Here is a 13,707-nt window from a genome sequence, read left to right on the forward strand (position 1 = left end):
GCAACGACTTGAGTCACAAGGGAGTGGAACAGGTGAGCGAATCAAGGCAAGTTGTGGAGGCTCTCCTACCCAACGACACGATCGTCTCCATCGTTGCGGTGAGTGTCGACGGTCGTGACGCAGCACAGGACATCAGTGCTAGGGGGATTCCTTCTCTGGATGACGTGCGTTCCTCGATCACTGGCATGGCAAGTGTTGTGCGGGACGCCGTTGTGGCTGCTCGCCCCAGCTCGGCGAGCGTGGAGTTCGGCGTCGACGTAAAGATCGAATCCGGGAAGCTCAGCGGCCTGATCGTTTCCGGAGCGGCGAACGCGACGCTGAAGGTTACTCTCAACTGGGAGTCAGACTCTGCAGCCCAGACGTCGGCACAGTAGGAGCGTCGACACGGAGACACTCGTTGGAGTCGCTATCAAACTCCGTGCACAAACTCTTGATGGAGTGCACGGTTCGAGTCGCATCAGCCAGTAGTATCGGGACTGGTTTCTTTGTTGCCCCGGGGCAACTGATTACTTGTGCTCACGTCGTGGCTGAGGCGTCCCGCAAGGGAGAGGCCGTTACGGTTGAAGTAATTGATTCTCCGTATCCTGCAAATGTAAAGTTTGTTTGCCCTTCGCCTCCCACGCCACCTGCCCAGATTCTGGACCCCTATCCGTGGCCTGACCTTGCATGGCTGGAAATCGATCTCCGTCAGCACCCCTGCGTTCAGCTAGATGATCAGGAACCAAGCCTCGCATATCCCGGAACTGAGGGCTGGGCATACGGTTTCACTGATCGATTTGAACAGCGAATTTATCGATCTTCGCCGGTAGGCTTCAAAATCGAAGGCCCAGCTTCCAGTGGCGACGGCGTCAGATGGATGCTCAAGTCAGGCCAGGCATCACCAGGCTTGAGCGGCGCCCCTCTCTTGAACCTTCAGAGCAATAAAGTGTTTGGAGTGGTTACCCGCACACGGGACGCTTCTAGTGATCTAGGAGCTTGGGCAGTGCACGTTAGCGAGGCGTTGCGCGTCACTCCCGAGCTAGCGGAACTGCTGGAAATGAATAGCGTCTTCCATGCAACCAATAATGCATGGGATACCGCTCTAGCCAACGTCGAAAGGGCCACAACAATCAGGCCCAGTGTCGTTTGGGTGAGTGGCGGAGACGCAAGAGCGGCAAATAATGCCATGAATTCCGCCGTTGAAAATCTAAAAAAAATCTGGCCCCCCAATGAGATCGAAGTTGAACAGGTTCGCTTTGCCACGCAGGCGGGCATAGAAATAGAAAAAATTGATGGCCTCATGTCAGGCATAACTGCAGCGATTGTGATCGTGGATACGGATTCCGTGACTGCTCCATGCTTGGAACTAGCCCGAGCCGCCGCGAGAAACCGGGTCCCTGTTATTGTGTTGTCAGGCATGGATTTGGACTTGATTACGAAGAGCCAGTTCCAGCAACTTGAATCTGACCACTTTCACTCATTTGAATACGAAAGTTTTGGGGGTGGCGATCCCATCAATTCAATCGTGGCGTACCTGAACAAGAAAGCCGTCGCGATGGTTCGCAAGAAAAGGTACGGCACTATTCCAGTCAATCCCATGCAAGGCAGGTGAAATACATCATGAGCGAGTGGGTTACAGCCGTACTTTGCCCCCAAGACGTGGTTCCTGTTAATGGACGCGAGCAGAAGTACTCATCTGGCCCTACGGCTCTCGCGTATGTTGTTATGGGGCGCCTTATTGAACTCGATCTCTGGCGTGACAGGACATCTTCGGGTCCGATTCCTGATCTCCTAGGCAGCGACCGTATGCCTTCCGACGAGTGGGCGCTCGTAAGGTCAGCTCTGCGTTCCATGCTGGACGATTCACAAGAATTGGGCGCTCTTGAACTCAATGAGTTTGCGTTCAACGATGCGCTTGACCCTGAACTGCGCGCGATTGCCGCTATTTTGGCGAGTATCGCTTATGCGGATATGGAATCGTATGCTCGCTCTCTTGCCGTGTGTGAACAGCTACTGGCAGAACGTTTGGATCTAAGCGTACTGCCTAACGCCATCGTGCAATTGCACGCATGCATGCGTAATGCCGAGGCGCAGGAATATCGAAGGGCCCTGCACTTGGCGCATTCGGCCAGAATGCTGCTCGAGGAGGCGCAGACACCTTCCACTGGCGAGGGTAAGAAAATCATTGACGGGCTAATTTTCTCGGCAGATGAAAATATCGTTGCCTTGAATGACACGCTGTCGAATAAGGTCACTCTCTCGAATTCCAGCAAACGAACTACTCCTGACTTTTGGCTTGAGTTGCATTCTACTGTCGGTTTCGCAGCACTGGAATATATCTCAGAAGACTTCAAGCGGCGAATCAGAAATCGCGCATTGCGGAGGTTCCCTCGTGTGATTAAAAACGAGGACTACATCTCCCGTAATTTTTATGCGTATTATGTGCGCGTTCAGTTGGCCGGACACTGGCGAAGGTACCTCCAGGCCTCACGGCAACTGGGAATGGAGATCATGATTCGGCCACTCGACCAGAAGCACGACAGTGGTGCGCGGGCCAGTCAGGGACTTGTGTACCTGAGGAAAGGGTGGGCTAGCACGTCGTATAACGAAGCGCTGAGGCTAGTGCGCGAAGAGGGGCCGCTCGAAGCGTTGGATAGCGAACTACAAAAAGCGCTGAGCCGGATCCAGAAGGGTATCGCTGATCTGGAGCTCCATGTCCTTCGGGCTGGTGCGCCACTACTGCGAGCCGAGGAAGCAGACTCCGTAGTTCGCTCACTGCTTGAAAAGCAGATTCCTGATGGTGCTCGAAGTACACAAGGATGGTACAAGACTCAGGTTTCTCTATGGGAAGCTGTTTCAGCCCTTTCCCGAGAAATTTCCAATGCGGACTATCTTTCTCAAAAAATTCGCGCGAGCGTTGGGGGTGAGGCCGCTACGCAAGCGTTCGAGATTGAGAAAGCTGTTGAGGCTATGGACTGGAGCCTCGTCTCAGCTTCCGAACAAGAAAACTGGGTCCACCTCCTGGCTGCTCCTTCTACAGGAGGACCATGGGGGAGCTTGCTTCAAACTGTTCTCTATAAGCTGAGTGAAACTGGCAACAGGTCGGCTCTAGAGTTGCTTGGTCAAATCAGCCACTCTGAGTTGACGCTGGAGCGTTCTTCCCAAATCGTCGATCTCGCGGATGAATTTGGCCGAGACCTACTTCAAGACAATGCGGCCTCCATTGCTGATCTATGTGTGAGGGCGATTTCTGAGACTCGGACGGGTGCTGCACAAGGCGCTTGGAGTTTCGGGGGTTACAATGCAGCTTTGATTGGAGCGTTGCTATCAATCAAGTGGCCGGCGGTAGAGATTTGGTCCACTCTATCGGAATTCTTGCGCGATACTTCAATTGCGGCAGATCATAAGGATCCAGTCCTTAATGCTCTTGCCCTGCGAATTGATGACGTGCCCGCTGAAGTTGTGCAGGAGATTTCCAGCGACCCAGCGCGACTTACTGCGGTTCACCCTGAGCTATTTGGCTCGTCAAGTAAAGAGTCTGGGGCACTCTTGCGTTTCCGATGTGCGGCCGAGGCTATTGACAGAGAGGAGGCACTCAGGGTGCTTATGCGGCTTTCCGATGTGGAGGAACCTGTCTCCCGCATTGAGGCAGCTAAGTCGCTTCCATTGACTCGCAAGGTGCTCGGAGGGTCGCTCGCCACTGGATACCTACTCAACATGACCGCTGATACTGCCGTACTCGTCCGTGCCCAGGCGGCTGAAACACTCGGCTATTTTCTTGATCCTGCTGATTCTGATAGCTCGCTAGTGGGTCATAGGCTCGTCGAGATGCTTGGTGCGGATGGCGTAGCTGTACCGTTCGGCGCGCTACGAGGTCTACGTCTCGCTAAAATTAATCGCGGTTCTTTTAATCAACCTATAATTCTCGACGCATTGCAGAAAATCTCACGGAATCACGCTATGGTCCGTGTCCGGAAGGCGGCGAAAACCCTGCTCGGGTGAGAAGTTAATTGCAGAGAGCATCTTTTTGAATGCGTTGAACACTGACTGCCTGGAAGGCCTCATAGCCCCTTTGTGTGATCATAGCTACGGTGGCAGCACGCCACCTCTGAACGGCTGCTACTGCGATAGAGCCGAAGCCACCCCTGGTCTACGGAACATCTCGTGAACGGCTCCAGACCCCCTCTTCGCACGGGTTCGCTGTGTGTGCGAGTCTTAAGATTTGCATCGGTCGCGTAGAGAGGGAGAGTGAGTTGTCGCAGCAGCCCAGCCCCCGCGGGACCTTCCTGGAGGTCGCGGATGCGGTGAAGACCCGGATCGAGGCGGACCCGGATATGTTGGAGCTTCCGTCTGCTGCTGATCTGATGCGCGACTACAAGATCTCGCGTGGAGTCGCCCTCCGGGCGTTCGGCGCTCTCCAAAGGGACGGCGTCGCCGAACCAGTACCCGGTGGGCGGTGGCGCGTCGTACGGGCCGGAGCGCGCACCGACCGACGCCCGCTCGAAGACCGCATCTCGGACGTCATCACGGAAGAAGGCCTCGAAGTCGGGGCAGCATTCCCCAGCGCGTCTGTCCTGGCCGAGCGATTCGGAGTATCACGACCCACAGCGACGAAAGCGCTCGACAAGCTAGAGGCCGCCGGCGTGCTGGCGAATGGAGGACAGGGCAAGGTGCGGACCGTCCGCGCCGTGCCGACTCGAGAGGAGCGTTCGTAGCTTGTCGGAGTTGACGGAGTGGGCCTATCCCCTGGCTGAGTCCCTGCTCGCCGAGCCGTTGCCGCGGCGGTGGAAGCACTGCTTGGGTGTCGCTGAGCGGGCGCGAACCATCGGGCCCGTCCTCGGGCAGGACGCGGAGCTCCTGGAGGCCGCAGCCGTCCTGCATGACATCGGCTACGCACCAGACCTTGCCAAGACGGGCTTCCACCCGCTCGACGGCGCTCGATACCTCCGCGACGTCGCGGACGCCGATCCGCGCGTCGTAAACCTCGTGGCCCACCACTCGTGTGCGTGGATGGAGGCGGAAGCGCGGGGCCTGCGTGAGGAGTTGGAGGGCGAGTTCCCCCGAGACGATGCACACCTCAACGACGCGCTCTGCTACTGCGACATGAACACCACGCCGGACGGCACGCCTACGAACCCCGTCGACCGCGTCAACGAGATCGCCGGGCGCTACGGACCGGACAGCCTGATCGGCAAGTTCATCCGTCGCGCCGAACCCGAGATCCTCGCGTGCACGTCACGCACCCTCGAACGGGTCGCCGCCGCCAAACGTCAGCCGATGTAGGGAGTCGGCCGCGTCCGGTCCATCGCGTGCTCAATTCGGAGCCGCATGGTGGGGTGGACGTCAAGCTTCGCCAGGTCCGCTGGGTCGACCCAGCGGACCTGTGTCGTCTCGTTGCTCGTACGAAGCTCACCGCCGATCGGTCGCGCCCGGAAGCAGATACTGAACTGCTGGCGGACCTCGCCGTCGTCGTACTTCATTACGTGCCCGGGGTCGGTGTAGATCCCGGATATGTCGACCACTTCCGCCTTGATCCCGGTTTCTTCCCAGACCTCGCGCACCACGGTGCTGCTGATCGACTCGCCTACGTCGTGTCCCCCGCCAGGCAGCGCCCAACGCCCGTTGTCAGACCTCTGGATCATGAGCACCTGGCCCGCATCGTTCTGGACGAACGCCACGACAGAGGGCACGACCGAGTTGGCCGGCGGGGCGTCGGGGTCGTGCAGGTAGTCGATGCGTCCCATGATCAGGCTCCCGTGATGTCTTGTTCTGTGACCTGGCGAGCGCCTCCCCAGGTCTGCTCGATGCTATTCGCGTACGTGTCGAACAGGCCGCCGCCCGGCATTCGGCGCAGGTGGTAGACAGGTGCCATGTAGGCGCCGATGCCGTAGACGTGGGGGTTGACGAGCATTTCGTCATCGGACCGGTAGATGGAGTTGTAGAGCGTCGTGGCGTGTAGCCGAAAGCCAATCTCAGGGTGGCTCTCGAAGAGCGGCCAGTAGTTCACAAGCGCGTTGCGGATCTTGCCATCCATGATCCGGTGCCCCTCGTCTATCCCGCGCTGCCGAACAGCCTCGCAGTCAGGGTCGCCGAGCAGGATGCGCACTTGAGTGGTGCCCTCCACCTTCTTCTTCAGGAGGTCGGTAAACAGGGGGTCTTCCGACAGGAACAGCCCTGAGTAGACGAGAACGTCAAGGGTCCGGTCAGCTCGCGCGTACATCTCTCGCCACAAGCCTGGTGGGACCGTGTGGCGGTGCGGGTAGACGGCCACAATCTCAGCCTTGGTCAGGTCTACTGCACTCTCCAGAGCGCGGCCGTCCTCCCAGAGGGTCGTCACGTCGACCTGGAGAGCTGCGGCCGTGGCGTACTGGTGTCGGCGATACGGCACCTTCCCCTGCGTGATCCAACGCTCGACGGTCTTCGGGTTGACCTTGATCTCGTCGGCCAGGTCCTGAACGGTCATGCCGCGAGCCAACAGGGCTGAACGCAAACGTTCGTTGGACATCTGCACACCTCTGAGGGACGTCTAGGGACCTCTGACCGTGCCAGAACTCCGCAAGGTTTCCAAGTAGGGGGTAACGAACTCCCCTGACCTGCAGCGATTCTGACTGTGCGCCAAGAAGTCCCGGCGCAAAACCAACAAGGTCCGTGCTTGTACTTGACGGACCCCCATGCAGTACCTGTAAAACAGGTACTGCATCACAAGGTCCCGCCGGGCTCGCTTACACGCGGTCCGTGCGGCAGGGGAGACGTAGAAGCCCGTCGTCTTCACGGATCGATCGGTGTCATCGGCTAAGCCACTGGTCTGACCCTCGGGCGTAGACCCAGGGACCGGATCGGCGGGGATCCCGGTGATTGGGCCGCACCCAGCCCATGGCATCCAGGGAGCAACCACTCAGCGAGTGACGACTGAGTGGCGCGGTCACCGACGCGCCGACCTAGCGAAGGGGAGTAAGGCGCGTACGGAGCCGCGAGACGACAGTGACGGGCTTTCCCGTCACTCGTCATGCGGGCAGGGCCACCGACGTGACGTCGGTGGCCCTGCCCGTTTGATGGGGAATCGGAGCGGTCCCCTGGGGGGCCACCCGGGGGACCGCGAGCAGGCACCTGATGTGGAGGCACCTGTGGTCACCAGTCTGACAGAGGCCGAGCGGGCGGAACTGTCCCGCAAGGCCGGTGAGGCAAACAAGCGCAGCGAGGACAACGCCCGTGCCCGGGGCGGCCGTTGATGGCCGGCTCGGAGCACGAGAAGACGAAGGATCCGCTGCCGCCGCGTCCGCGCGGCCCGCACCCGTACTGAGCCTCAACCGCTCGATGGCCCTGGCCGGGTTCGACTCCCGGCCGGGGCGCTCCGGCCCGCCGCCCCGCGCGGCGTAGGCCGTACTTCCCGGACCAGCCGCCGCCCTCTGGTGGGCACTCTCGCGGCCTCCGGCTCTTCCCGTCCCTTCGACATGGGAGCCCCCATGCTCAATTACGTGTGCGGCCACCGGGCCGACACCCCACAGGACTTCGCCGAACTCGCCCTCGGTACACCGGTCGAACTCTGGCTCGGGGTCGACGGCGAGAGCGAGACGGAGCGCGCGGCCCGGCTGGACGCGGCCCGCGACATCCTCGCCGACCCCGAGTTCTGCACCCTGCCGGACGACTTGATCCGGCTGGCCGCGCGGGTTGTCGAGGACTACCCGGATCTGTTCAACGTGGTCCCGCTTGCTCGCCCGGCCCGCCGCCGTACCGTACGGCGAGGAGTCGCGGCATGAGCGTCCCCGCGCCGTCCGCGGTCGCTCCCGCCCCCGAGCAGCTGGTGGACCACCGGGGCGCCCCGCGCGGCCCCGTCACGATGCCGCTGTCCTACGAGGCCATGCGGTTGAGCCTGGCCTTCCACGAGGCCGGACACGCGGTGCTGGCCTTGGCCTACGACATGCGCGTGCTGACCAGTGAGGTCATCGCGTGGACCGAGGACGACGGGCGGCCCCATGTGACCGGCCTGACGACCACCGAAGTCCGGCTCGACCGCGTGCACCCGTGGCGGTTCGCTGCGCAGTGCGCCGCCGGCTCGGTCGCTCAGGTGCAGTACCTGCTCACCCACGGGCTGTGGACGCCGCAGACCGCCGTCGGCTGCACCGCGGCCCACGACCGCGAGCAGGCCATCGACGTGCTGGCCGAGTGGGGCTACCGGCTCGACCGGGACAAGGTGCCGGTGGGCGGCAAGTCGTGGGCGATGGTCCGCGGCATGGCCCGCCGCAAGATCAGCCACCTGTGGCCGCAGATCCGCATCACGGCCCACGCCCTGAGCGACCACACCACCCTGAGCGGCGACGACATCGCCGCACTCACCGGCATGCGCAACCCGGCGATCAACGAGGGAGCCGCGGCATGAGCGAGAACCTGACGCTGGACGACCTGGCTGCACCACTGCGGGCGCTGCGCCTGCTGGCCACGGACTTCGGGCACCTCCCCGCGCCGACCGTGCGGATGAGCCCCATCTTTCCCAACCAACTGGAACTGGCCTTCCACGACGACCTGTCCGGCTTCGAGGCCTGGCGCGAAGCGCTGGCCATCGCCCCGGACGCCGTCCGGTACCACACGCAGGGCGAGGACGGCCTCACGTGCGCCCTGCACGCGGGCACCGAATACGCGGGCGCTGCACTGGAGTTGGTCGGCTACGGCGACGTCCTCGCCCCGGCAACGGTCGCGGCGGCGGGCTGATGTCCGCGGCCTGGGGCAAGTGCTTCGACCCGAGCGGCGCCCGCCACGGCATACCCACCTACCCCTGGAAGCTCGCCCCGGACGGGTACGCCACCGTGCGCCAGTTACGGGCCCGGGGGCTTCGCCCGGGCGGGCAGGGCGTGCAGGTGCAGGTCATGCGGATCAACCGCCGTACCGGCAGCCCGCGGGTGGCCTACCTCTACGCCATCGACCGCGCCAAGCCCGTACGGCCGATGACCTCCCGCAAATGGGGCGCGCTCGCGCTGGCCATGCACGCCCGCCGCACCTGCCCCAAATGCCAGGTCACCTACAGCTACTGCCTGCCGAGATCGCTCGGCATGTGCGTGCTGTGCGCCTACCCCGACAGCCAAAACCACGGAAGGAAGTGATCCCATGGACAGGGAGTGGAAGGAAGCCGCCCGCCGGGCGGTGCACTGGAGTCTGCCGGTCGGGCTGACCGGCCTGTCGCTGGGCTGGACCGTGTACGCGGTGGGGGAGATCCTCGCCCACCAGGCCCCGGCCCTGCTCGCCTACACGGTGGCCGGGATCTACGACGCGGTATGGCTGTACGCCCTCGCGATGGAGACCGCGCACCGCCGGCAGGGATCCTCCGGGAAGCTGCCCGCCACGTTGGGCTGGCTGTTCCTGCTCACCTCGGTCGGCGTGCTGTTCACCCACGGCCTGCTGTACGCCACCGTGGTCGTCGCCGTGATCGGCGCGGTGGTTCCGGCCGCCGCCAAGGCCACCCTGATCATGGCCGTAGAGCGGGACACCACCCGCATCTCCCCCCAGGCACAGCAGCAGATCGACGCCGTGCGCAGCGCGACGCGCGACCAGGTGGCCATCGGGCGCGCGGTCACCCGGGCCAAGGCCGACCGGCACACCACGGCCGCCGCCCTGGAGGGCGAGGAGCGCAAGGCCCGCGGCACGGCACACAAGGCGCGCCACAAGGCAGCCGAGAAGCTGAGCGCGCTCACCGCCAAGCACCCGGCCGCCGACGTCCCGCAGGAAGTACCGGCGCTGTTCTCCGACGACGACCTGGCCCGCGTGCTCGGGCAGTGGACACACGATGGTGTGTCCCCGGCCATGTCCCCTGTGTCCCCGCAGGTCAGCCCCGTGTCCCCGATCGGCGAACTCGCCGCGCCGGACGGCGAGGGACACACCCCGCTGGACTGGCCGGCGCTCGCCGCGGTCGCGGCCGTGGCCGGGGTCGACACCCCCGAGCCGGGCGAGCCGCTGAGCGAGGACCAGCTCACCGTCGTGCTGCGGTGGCTGCGCCACTCGGACAACCCCCCGCTGTCCTACCGCAAGGCCCTGGCCGCCTACCGCGCGGCGGGCTTCTCGGCGAAGGAGGAACGGGTCCGCAAGGCGTACGCCGCGCTGATCGACGCGGAGGACGCACAGCCGTAAACGAGCACCCGGCACACCAATCCCACTCCACAAAGGAGCGCCACATGGCGAGCATCGGCACCCGCGTCGTGGGACTCGGGAATCATCACACCTCCCGCACCGAAGCGGGAACCATCCTCGACGTCGACCGGGAGATCGCCGAGTTCGCTGACGAGAGCCCCCACGTCCAGGTCGCCTGGGACTCCGGCCACACCTCCTGGGTTCCCGGAGACGGAGTGAAGCGGGAATCCGAGGCGTAAACCGTCTCCGGCACACACCAATGACGGCCAGCCCAGGGCATTTGGGCTGGCCGTCGTTGCGACTGCCGGAAGCAGTCGAACCCCAGTGAAGCAGACCCGGTGAGCCCCGGCGAGCGGCACCCTCGCAGACCCGGCGCAGACCCGGCGAGCACCACGCACACCCACAAAATCCGCAGGCACGCGAACAGGTCGCGTGCTGCTCATCGCGAAGAACGGAGGGGCGTGGGACGCAAGCAATCACACGGCACAAGTGAGGACACCTACGGGCAGGCCGTCGGCGCCATCGGCGGACTCGTCATCGCGTTCGGTGTCCTGGCCACCATCAAGGACAAACTCGGCCTCTCCTGGCCGGCCACGGTGCTGCTCGCCACCGGGAGCCTGGTCGGACTCGGCTACCTGGCCCGGCAGATCCGTCAGGGCGTGCCGCGCTGGTGGGCGCGCCAACCGGCACCCTCCCCGGCGGCCCAACCGGCGGCCCTGCAACAGGAATCCCCGGTCCAGACCGTCAACGAGATCCCGGCACAGGCACCCGCACCGGTACCCGGTCAGCCCGCGGGCTCGGTGCACACGCCGGGCGCAGGGTCGCCGGGCGGCGGGGATGAGAGCCATCCGCAACTGACCATGGCGCTCACCCGGGTTGGCGCCATCGGCCGGAGCGAGCACATCCGCGCCGGTGACGTCACGATCGAGACGCTCCCCGGGATCGGCACCGTCTACGACTTCCTGGTGCCGGAGGGCCGTACCCACGACGACGTGGCCAAGCGGCTCGGGCCGATCGCGTCCATGTTCGGCGTGACCCGGCTGCACCTGAAGCTGGAGACGAGCCGGAAGACCGAGCGCCGGGTGCGGCTTCTGGTGCTCAACGAGCCCCCGTTCAGCCAGCCGTTCCCGTCCCCGACCCGGCAGGAGATCCACACGTTCACGGGGGTTCCCCTCGGACACGAGGTCACCGGCCGGCTCGCCGGGGTGCCCACCTTCGACAAGGCATCCCTGCTGGTCGCGGGCATGACCCAGATGGGCAAGACGACCCTGGTCAACGGGCTCATCACCTGCCTGCTCATCGCGTACGGCGAGTTCGACCTGTATCTCCTGGACGGGAAACTGTGCGGGCTGACCAAGTTCGAGAAACTCGCCGTCCGCTACGAGGCATCGGATGATCCGGCCGTCCTGGAAGACCTGCTCAATGAGCTGAACTCCCGCGTGGACGACCGGTATACGCAATTGCAGGACGCCATCCGCAACCGGCAGCCCACACCGGTCTTCAAACCGGTGTTCTTCATCATCGACGAAGCAGCCGACTTCTACACCGACGACGGAACCAAGGAAGGAAGGGAACTCGTCCGTCGGGTAACGGACAAGTCCAGGTCGCTGGTCTCGAAATCCCTGGAATCCGGGATCGCCACCGTGATGCTCACGCAGCGTCCGGCAAACGACGCGATCCCGGTGAAGGTGCGGGACCAGTTCCTGTACCGGATGTGCCTCTACGTGGCCTCCGAGGGAAGCGCGAAAGTCGCCCTCGGAGACTCGTACTTCGACACCGTCGCCCCGATCCACCCGGCACTTCTCGACCCTGAAATCAAGGGCCAGGCCGTATTGTTCGCCAGCGGATCTTCCACCCTGATCCGGGGTTTCCATTTCCCGGATGAGTTCATCTGGGGTGTGGTCGACGAAGTCCACGACCGGCGCGAAGCAGCGATCCCGGATTCTCCGCTGAAGCAGGCCATCGAACTGATGCGGAGCACGGGAGTGGAGTTCATGCCCACGCCCGAACTGGCCCCGGCTCTCGGGATCACGGAAACCGATCCCACGGAACGTGGAAAGCAACTCTCGCGACTCCTGGGCGGGGTTCCGACGGGCAAGACGGCACAGGGCCGCGGCTACCACCTGGCCGACCTCACCGCCGCCGCCCTGTCCAGTTCCTGACCGCCACCCGGCACCGCCAGCCCACCGCCACCGCACCGCCATCCCCGCCGCCTCATGGCGGTGGCATGGCGGTGCCCGGCGGTTGCACGGCGGTGCCCTGGCGGTCCGGCATGGCGGTCCTGACCAGCACAGACGATCAACAACCCCCGGAAGGAGGGAAGAGGCTTGTTGCGTGCCTCTACCGCCGTCACGATCGGTGTAGGAGCGACCGCGGCCGTCCTTGTGGCCGCGCTCGTCCAGGGCGCCGACGACGACCCGCTGTCCACGGCGCTCAGCCTGACCGTCCCCAGCCAGTACACAACCCTGATCGAGGACGCAGGGAACACCTGCTCCGAGGTCACCCCGAACCTGCTCGCCGCACTGCTCACGCAGGAATCCGGCTTCAACCCGAAAGCGCAATCCGGAGTCGGTGCGGAAGGCATCGCACAGTTCATGCCGTCCACGTGGGAAGCCCACGGAATCGACGGCAACGGCGACGGAAAGCGCGATGTGTGGGATCCCGCCGACGCGATCCCCTCAGCGGCCAAGTACTTGTGCGAAATCGCCAAGGACGTCAAGGACGTACCCGGGAACAGGCAGAGCAACATGCTCGCCGCCTACAACGCCGGAAGCGGCGCCGTCCGCAAGTACGGAGGAATTCCCCCCTACAAGGAGACACAGAACTACGTCAAATCCATTCAGGCACTCGCCGACCAGCCATCCAGCGGGAAGACCGTAACCGCGAGCGTGGACCAGGCCGTTACCGCAATCAACGCGGCAGTCGAAATGCTCGGTACCCCGTATTCGTGGGGCGGCGGGAACGCCAACGGCCCCAGTACGGGAACCTGCTGCTCTCCCAACGGAAGTTCGGGAACGAAGATTTCCGGGTTCGACTGCTCGGGACTCACGCTCTACGCCTACGCCAGGGCCGGTATTTCCCTGCCGCGTACAGCGGCACAGCAGTACGCGGCCTCGGAGCCCGTGAAAAAGGGTGAGGCCCGTCTCGGGGATCTCGTCTTCTACGGATCCGGTCCCACGAGCATCCATCACGTCGGTATTTACATCGGCGGCGGCTGGATGATCGACGCTCCCCGGCCCGGCACGAAGGTCCGTTACGACCGCATCGACGTCATGAGCGACCTGTTCGCCATCGCCCGTCCCACCTCCCGCTCTAGCAAGGAGATCTGAGTCATGTCCAAGTTCACGATCCTGGCCAAGCCCGTCGACATGTCCGGCGGGTTCAAGGACTTCTTCGACACCATCGGCCTGACCGGAGCGGGCCTGGTCACCAAGGGCCTCGCCGCGGTGATCGCGGTGATCGCGGTCGGCATGCTGCTGAAGACGTCCAGCGACCCCAAGGGCGCCCTGCGCAAGGGGACGATGGCGGTCGGCACACTGTTCGTCGCCGTCGTCCTCGCCCTGTACGGGGACACCCTGTTCTCCACCGTCACCCAGGCCAAGGGCTGATGCC

16 protein-coding genes are annotated in these 13,707 nt (G+C 63.7%); 14 read left to right on the top strand and 2 right to left on the bottom strand.

Annotated features, from left to right (window positions below):
• Positions 1-32 precede the first annotated feature (32 nt).
• From ACQEWB_RS22320 to ACQEWB_RS22340, 5 genes are all read left to right on the top strand, one after another.
• Positions 33-374, top strand: coding sequence for a CU044_2847 family protein (locus ACQEWB_RS22320; RefSeq protein WP_432833697.1), 342 nt, complete (start codon positions 33-35; stop codon positions 372-374).
• Between the two features lie 59 nt (positions 375-433).
• Entirely contained in the window at positions 434-1,591 is a 1,158-nt protein-coding gene (locus tag ACQEWB_RS22325; protein ID WP_432833699.1) for a S1 family peptidase, read from the top strand.
• Between the two features lie 8 nt (positions 1,592-1,599).
• The gene (locus ACQEWB_RS22330) at positions 1,600-3,981 is read left to right on the top strand and encodes a hypothetical protein (RefSeq protein ID WP_432833701.1); all 2,382 of its coding nucleotides are present in this window, start codon (positions 1,600-1,602) and stop codon (positions 3,979-3,981) included.
• A 251-nt stretch (positions 3,982-4,232) separates the two neighbouring features.
• Positions 4,233-4,694: a GntR family transcriptional regulator gene (locus ACQEWB_RS22335; RefSeq protein WP_432833703.1), complete on the top strand. Its 462-nt coding sequence runs from the start codon at positions 4,233-4,235 to the stop codon at positions 4,692-4,694.
• 1 nt (position 4,695) lies between these two features.
• The gene (locus tag ACQEWB_RS22340; RefSeq protein WP_432833705.1) at positions 4,696-5,262 is read left to right on the top strand and encodes an HD domain-containing protein; all 567 of its coding nucleotides are present in this window, start codon (positions 4,696-4,698) and stop codon (positions 5,260-5,262) included.
• On the opposite strand, the gene ACQEWB_RS22345 is transcribed toward ACQEWB_RS22340, so the two are convergent.
• The gene (locus ACQEWB_RS22345; protein WP_432833707.1) at positions 5,250-5,723 is read right to left on the bottom strand and encodes an NUDIX hydrolase; all 474 of its coding nucleotides are present in this window, start codon (positions 5,721-5,723) and stop codon (positions 5,250-5,252) included. The genes ACQEWB_RS22340 and ACQEWB_RS22345 overlap by 13 nt on opposite strands.
• 2 nt (positions 5,724-5,725) lie before the next feature.
• Complete coding sequence (locus ACQEWB_RS22350) at positions 5,726-6,484, bottom strand: helix-turn-helix domain-containing protein (RefSeq protein WP_432833709.1); 759 nt, start codon at positions 6,482-6,484, stop codon at positions 5,726-5,728.
• A gap of 958 nt (positions 6,485-7,442) precedes the next feature.
• Here ACQEWB_RS22350 and ACQEWB_RS22355 point away from each other — a divergent pair.
• The 9 genes from ACQEWB_RS22355 (at position 7,443) to ACQEWB_RS22395 (ending at position 13,703) form a co-directional block, all read left to right on the top strand.
• Positions 7,443-7,736, top strand: a complete 294-nt coding sequence (locus ACQEWB_RS22355) for a hypothetical protein (protein WP_432833711.1) — start codon at positions 7,443-7,445, stop codon at positions 7,734-7,736.
• Positions 7,733-8,356 carry a hypothetical protein gene (locus ACQEWB_RS22360; protein WP_432833713.1) on the top strand — a complete coding sequence of 208 codons (624 nt, stop codon included), beginning with the start codon at positions 7,733-7,735 and terminating at the stop codon, positions 8,354-8,356. Before ACQEWB_RS22355 ends, ACQEWB_RS22360 begins: the two co-directional genes overlap by 4 nt.
• A complete protein-coding gene (locus tag ACQEWB_RS22365) occupies positions 8,353-8,685 on the top strand; it encodes a hypothetical protein (RefSeq protein WP_432833715.1) in 333 nt (110 codons plus the stop codon). Before ACQEWB_RS22360 ends, ACQEWB_RS22365 begins: the two co-directional genes overlap by 4 nt.
• A complete protein-coding gene (locus ACQEWB_RS22370; RefSeq protein ID WP_432833717.1) occupies positions 8,685-9,074 on the top strand; it encodes an RRQRL motif-containing zinc-binding protein in 390 nt (129 codons plus the stop codon). The genes ACQEWB_RS22365 and ACQEWB_RS22370 overlap by 1 nt, the downstream gene beginning before the upstream one ends.
• A gap of 4 nt (positions 9,075-9,078) precedes the next feature.
• Positions 9,079-10,095 carry a hypothetical protein gene (locus ACQEWB_RS22375; RefSeq protein WP_432833719.1) on the top strand — a complete coding sequence of 339 codons (1,017 nt, stop codon included), beginning with the start codon at positions 9,079-9,081 and terminating at the stop codon, positions 10,093-10,095.
• Positions 10,096-10,139: 44 nt separating this feature from the next.
• Complete coding sequence (locus ACQEWB_RS22380) at positions 10,140-10,334, top strand: hypothetical protein (RefSeq protein ID WP_432833721.1); 195 nt, start codon at positions 10,140-10,142, stop codon at positions 10,332-10,334.
• Between the two features lie 222 nt (positions 10,335-10,556).
• Positions 10,557-12,257, top strand: a complete 1,701-nt coding sequence (locus ACQEWB_RS22385) for an FtsK/SpoIIIE domain-containing protein (RefSeq protein ID WP_432833723.1) — start codon at positions 10,557-10,559, stop codon at positions 12,255-12,257.
• A gap of 165 nt (positions 12,258-12,422) precedes the next feature.
• The gene (locus tag ACQEWB_RS22390) at positions 12,423-13,424 is read left to right on the top strand and encodes an NlpC/P60 family protein (protein WP_432833725.1); all 1,002 of its coding nucleotides are present in this window, start codon (positions 12,423-12,425) and stop codon (positions 13,422-13,424) included.
• A gap of 3 nt (positions 13,425-13,427) precedes the next feature.
• Entirely contained in the window at positions 13,428-13,703 is a 276-nt protein-coding gene (locus tag ACQEWB_RS22395) for a hypothetical protein (protein WP_432833727.1), read from the top strand.
• Positions 13,704-13,707 lie beyond the last annotated feature (4 nt).

The sequence above is a fragment of the Streptomyces sp. CA-249302 genome (genome assembly GCF_050936785.1).
GTDB lineage: Bacteria > Actinomycetota > Actinomycetes > Streptomycetales > Streptomycetaceae > Streptomyces.

Excerpts from the sequence above, each read along its gene's own strand:
- ACQEWB_RS22325 (WP_432833699.1), top strand. The coding sequence starts at position 434 with ATGGAGTGCACGGTTCGAGTCGCATCAGCCAGTAGTATCGGGACTGGT.
- ACQEWB_RS22330 (WP_432833701.1), top strand. The coding sequence starts at position 1,600 with ATGAGCGAGTGGGTTACAGCCGTACTTTGCCCCCAAGACGTGGTTCCT.
- ACQEWB_RS22345 (WP_432833707.1), bottom strand. The coding sequence starts at position 5,723 with ATGGGACGCATCGACTACCTGCACGACCCCGACGCCCCGCCGGCCAAC.
- ACQEWB_RS22350 (WP_432833709.1), bottom strand. The coding sequence starts at position 6,484 with ATGTCCAACGAACGTTTGCGTTCAGCCCTGTTGGCTCGCGGCATGACC.
- ACQEWB_RS22355 (WP_432833711.1), top strand. The coding sequence starts at position 7,443 with ATGCTCAATTACGTGTGCGGCCACCGGGCCGACACCCCACAGGACTTC.
- ACQEWB_RS22360 (WP_432833713.1), top strand. The coding sequence starts at position 7,733 with ATGAGCGTCCCCGCGCCGTCCGCGGTCGCTCCCGCCCCCGAGCAGCTG.
- ACQEWB_RS22365 (WP_432833715.1), top strand. The coding sequence starts at position 8,353 with ATGAGCGAGAACCTGACGCTGGACGACCTGGCTGCACCACTGCGGGCG.
- ACQEWB_RS22370 (WP_432833717.1), top strand. The coding sequence starts at position 8,685 with ATGTCCGCGGCCTGGGGCAAGTGCTTCGACCCGAGCGGCGCCCGCCAC.
- ACQEWB_RS22375 (WP_432833719.1), top strand. The coding sequence starts at position 9,079 with ATGGACAGGGAGTGGAAGGAAGCCGCCCGCCGGGCGGTGCACTGGAGT.
- ACQEWB_RS22380 (WP_432833721.1), top strand. The coding sequence starts at position 10,140 with ATGGCGAGCATCGGCACCCGCGTCGTGGGACTCGGGAATCATCACACC.
- ACQEWB_RS22395 (WP_432833727.1), top strand. The coding sequence starts at position 13,428 with ATGTCCAAGTTCACGATCCTGGCCAAGCCCGTCGACATGTCCGGCGGG.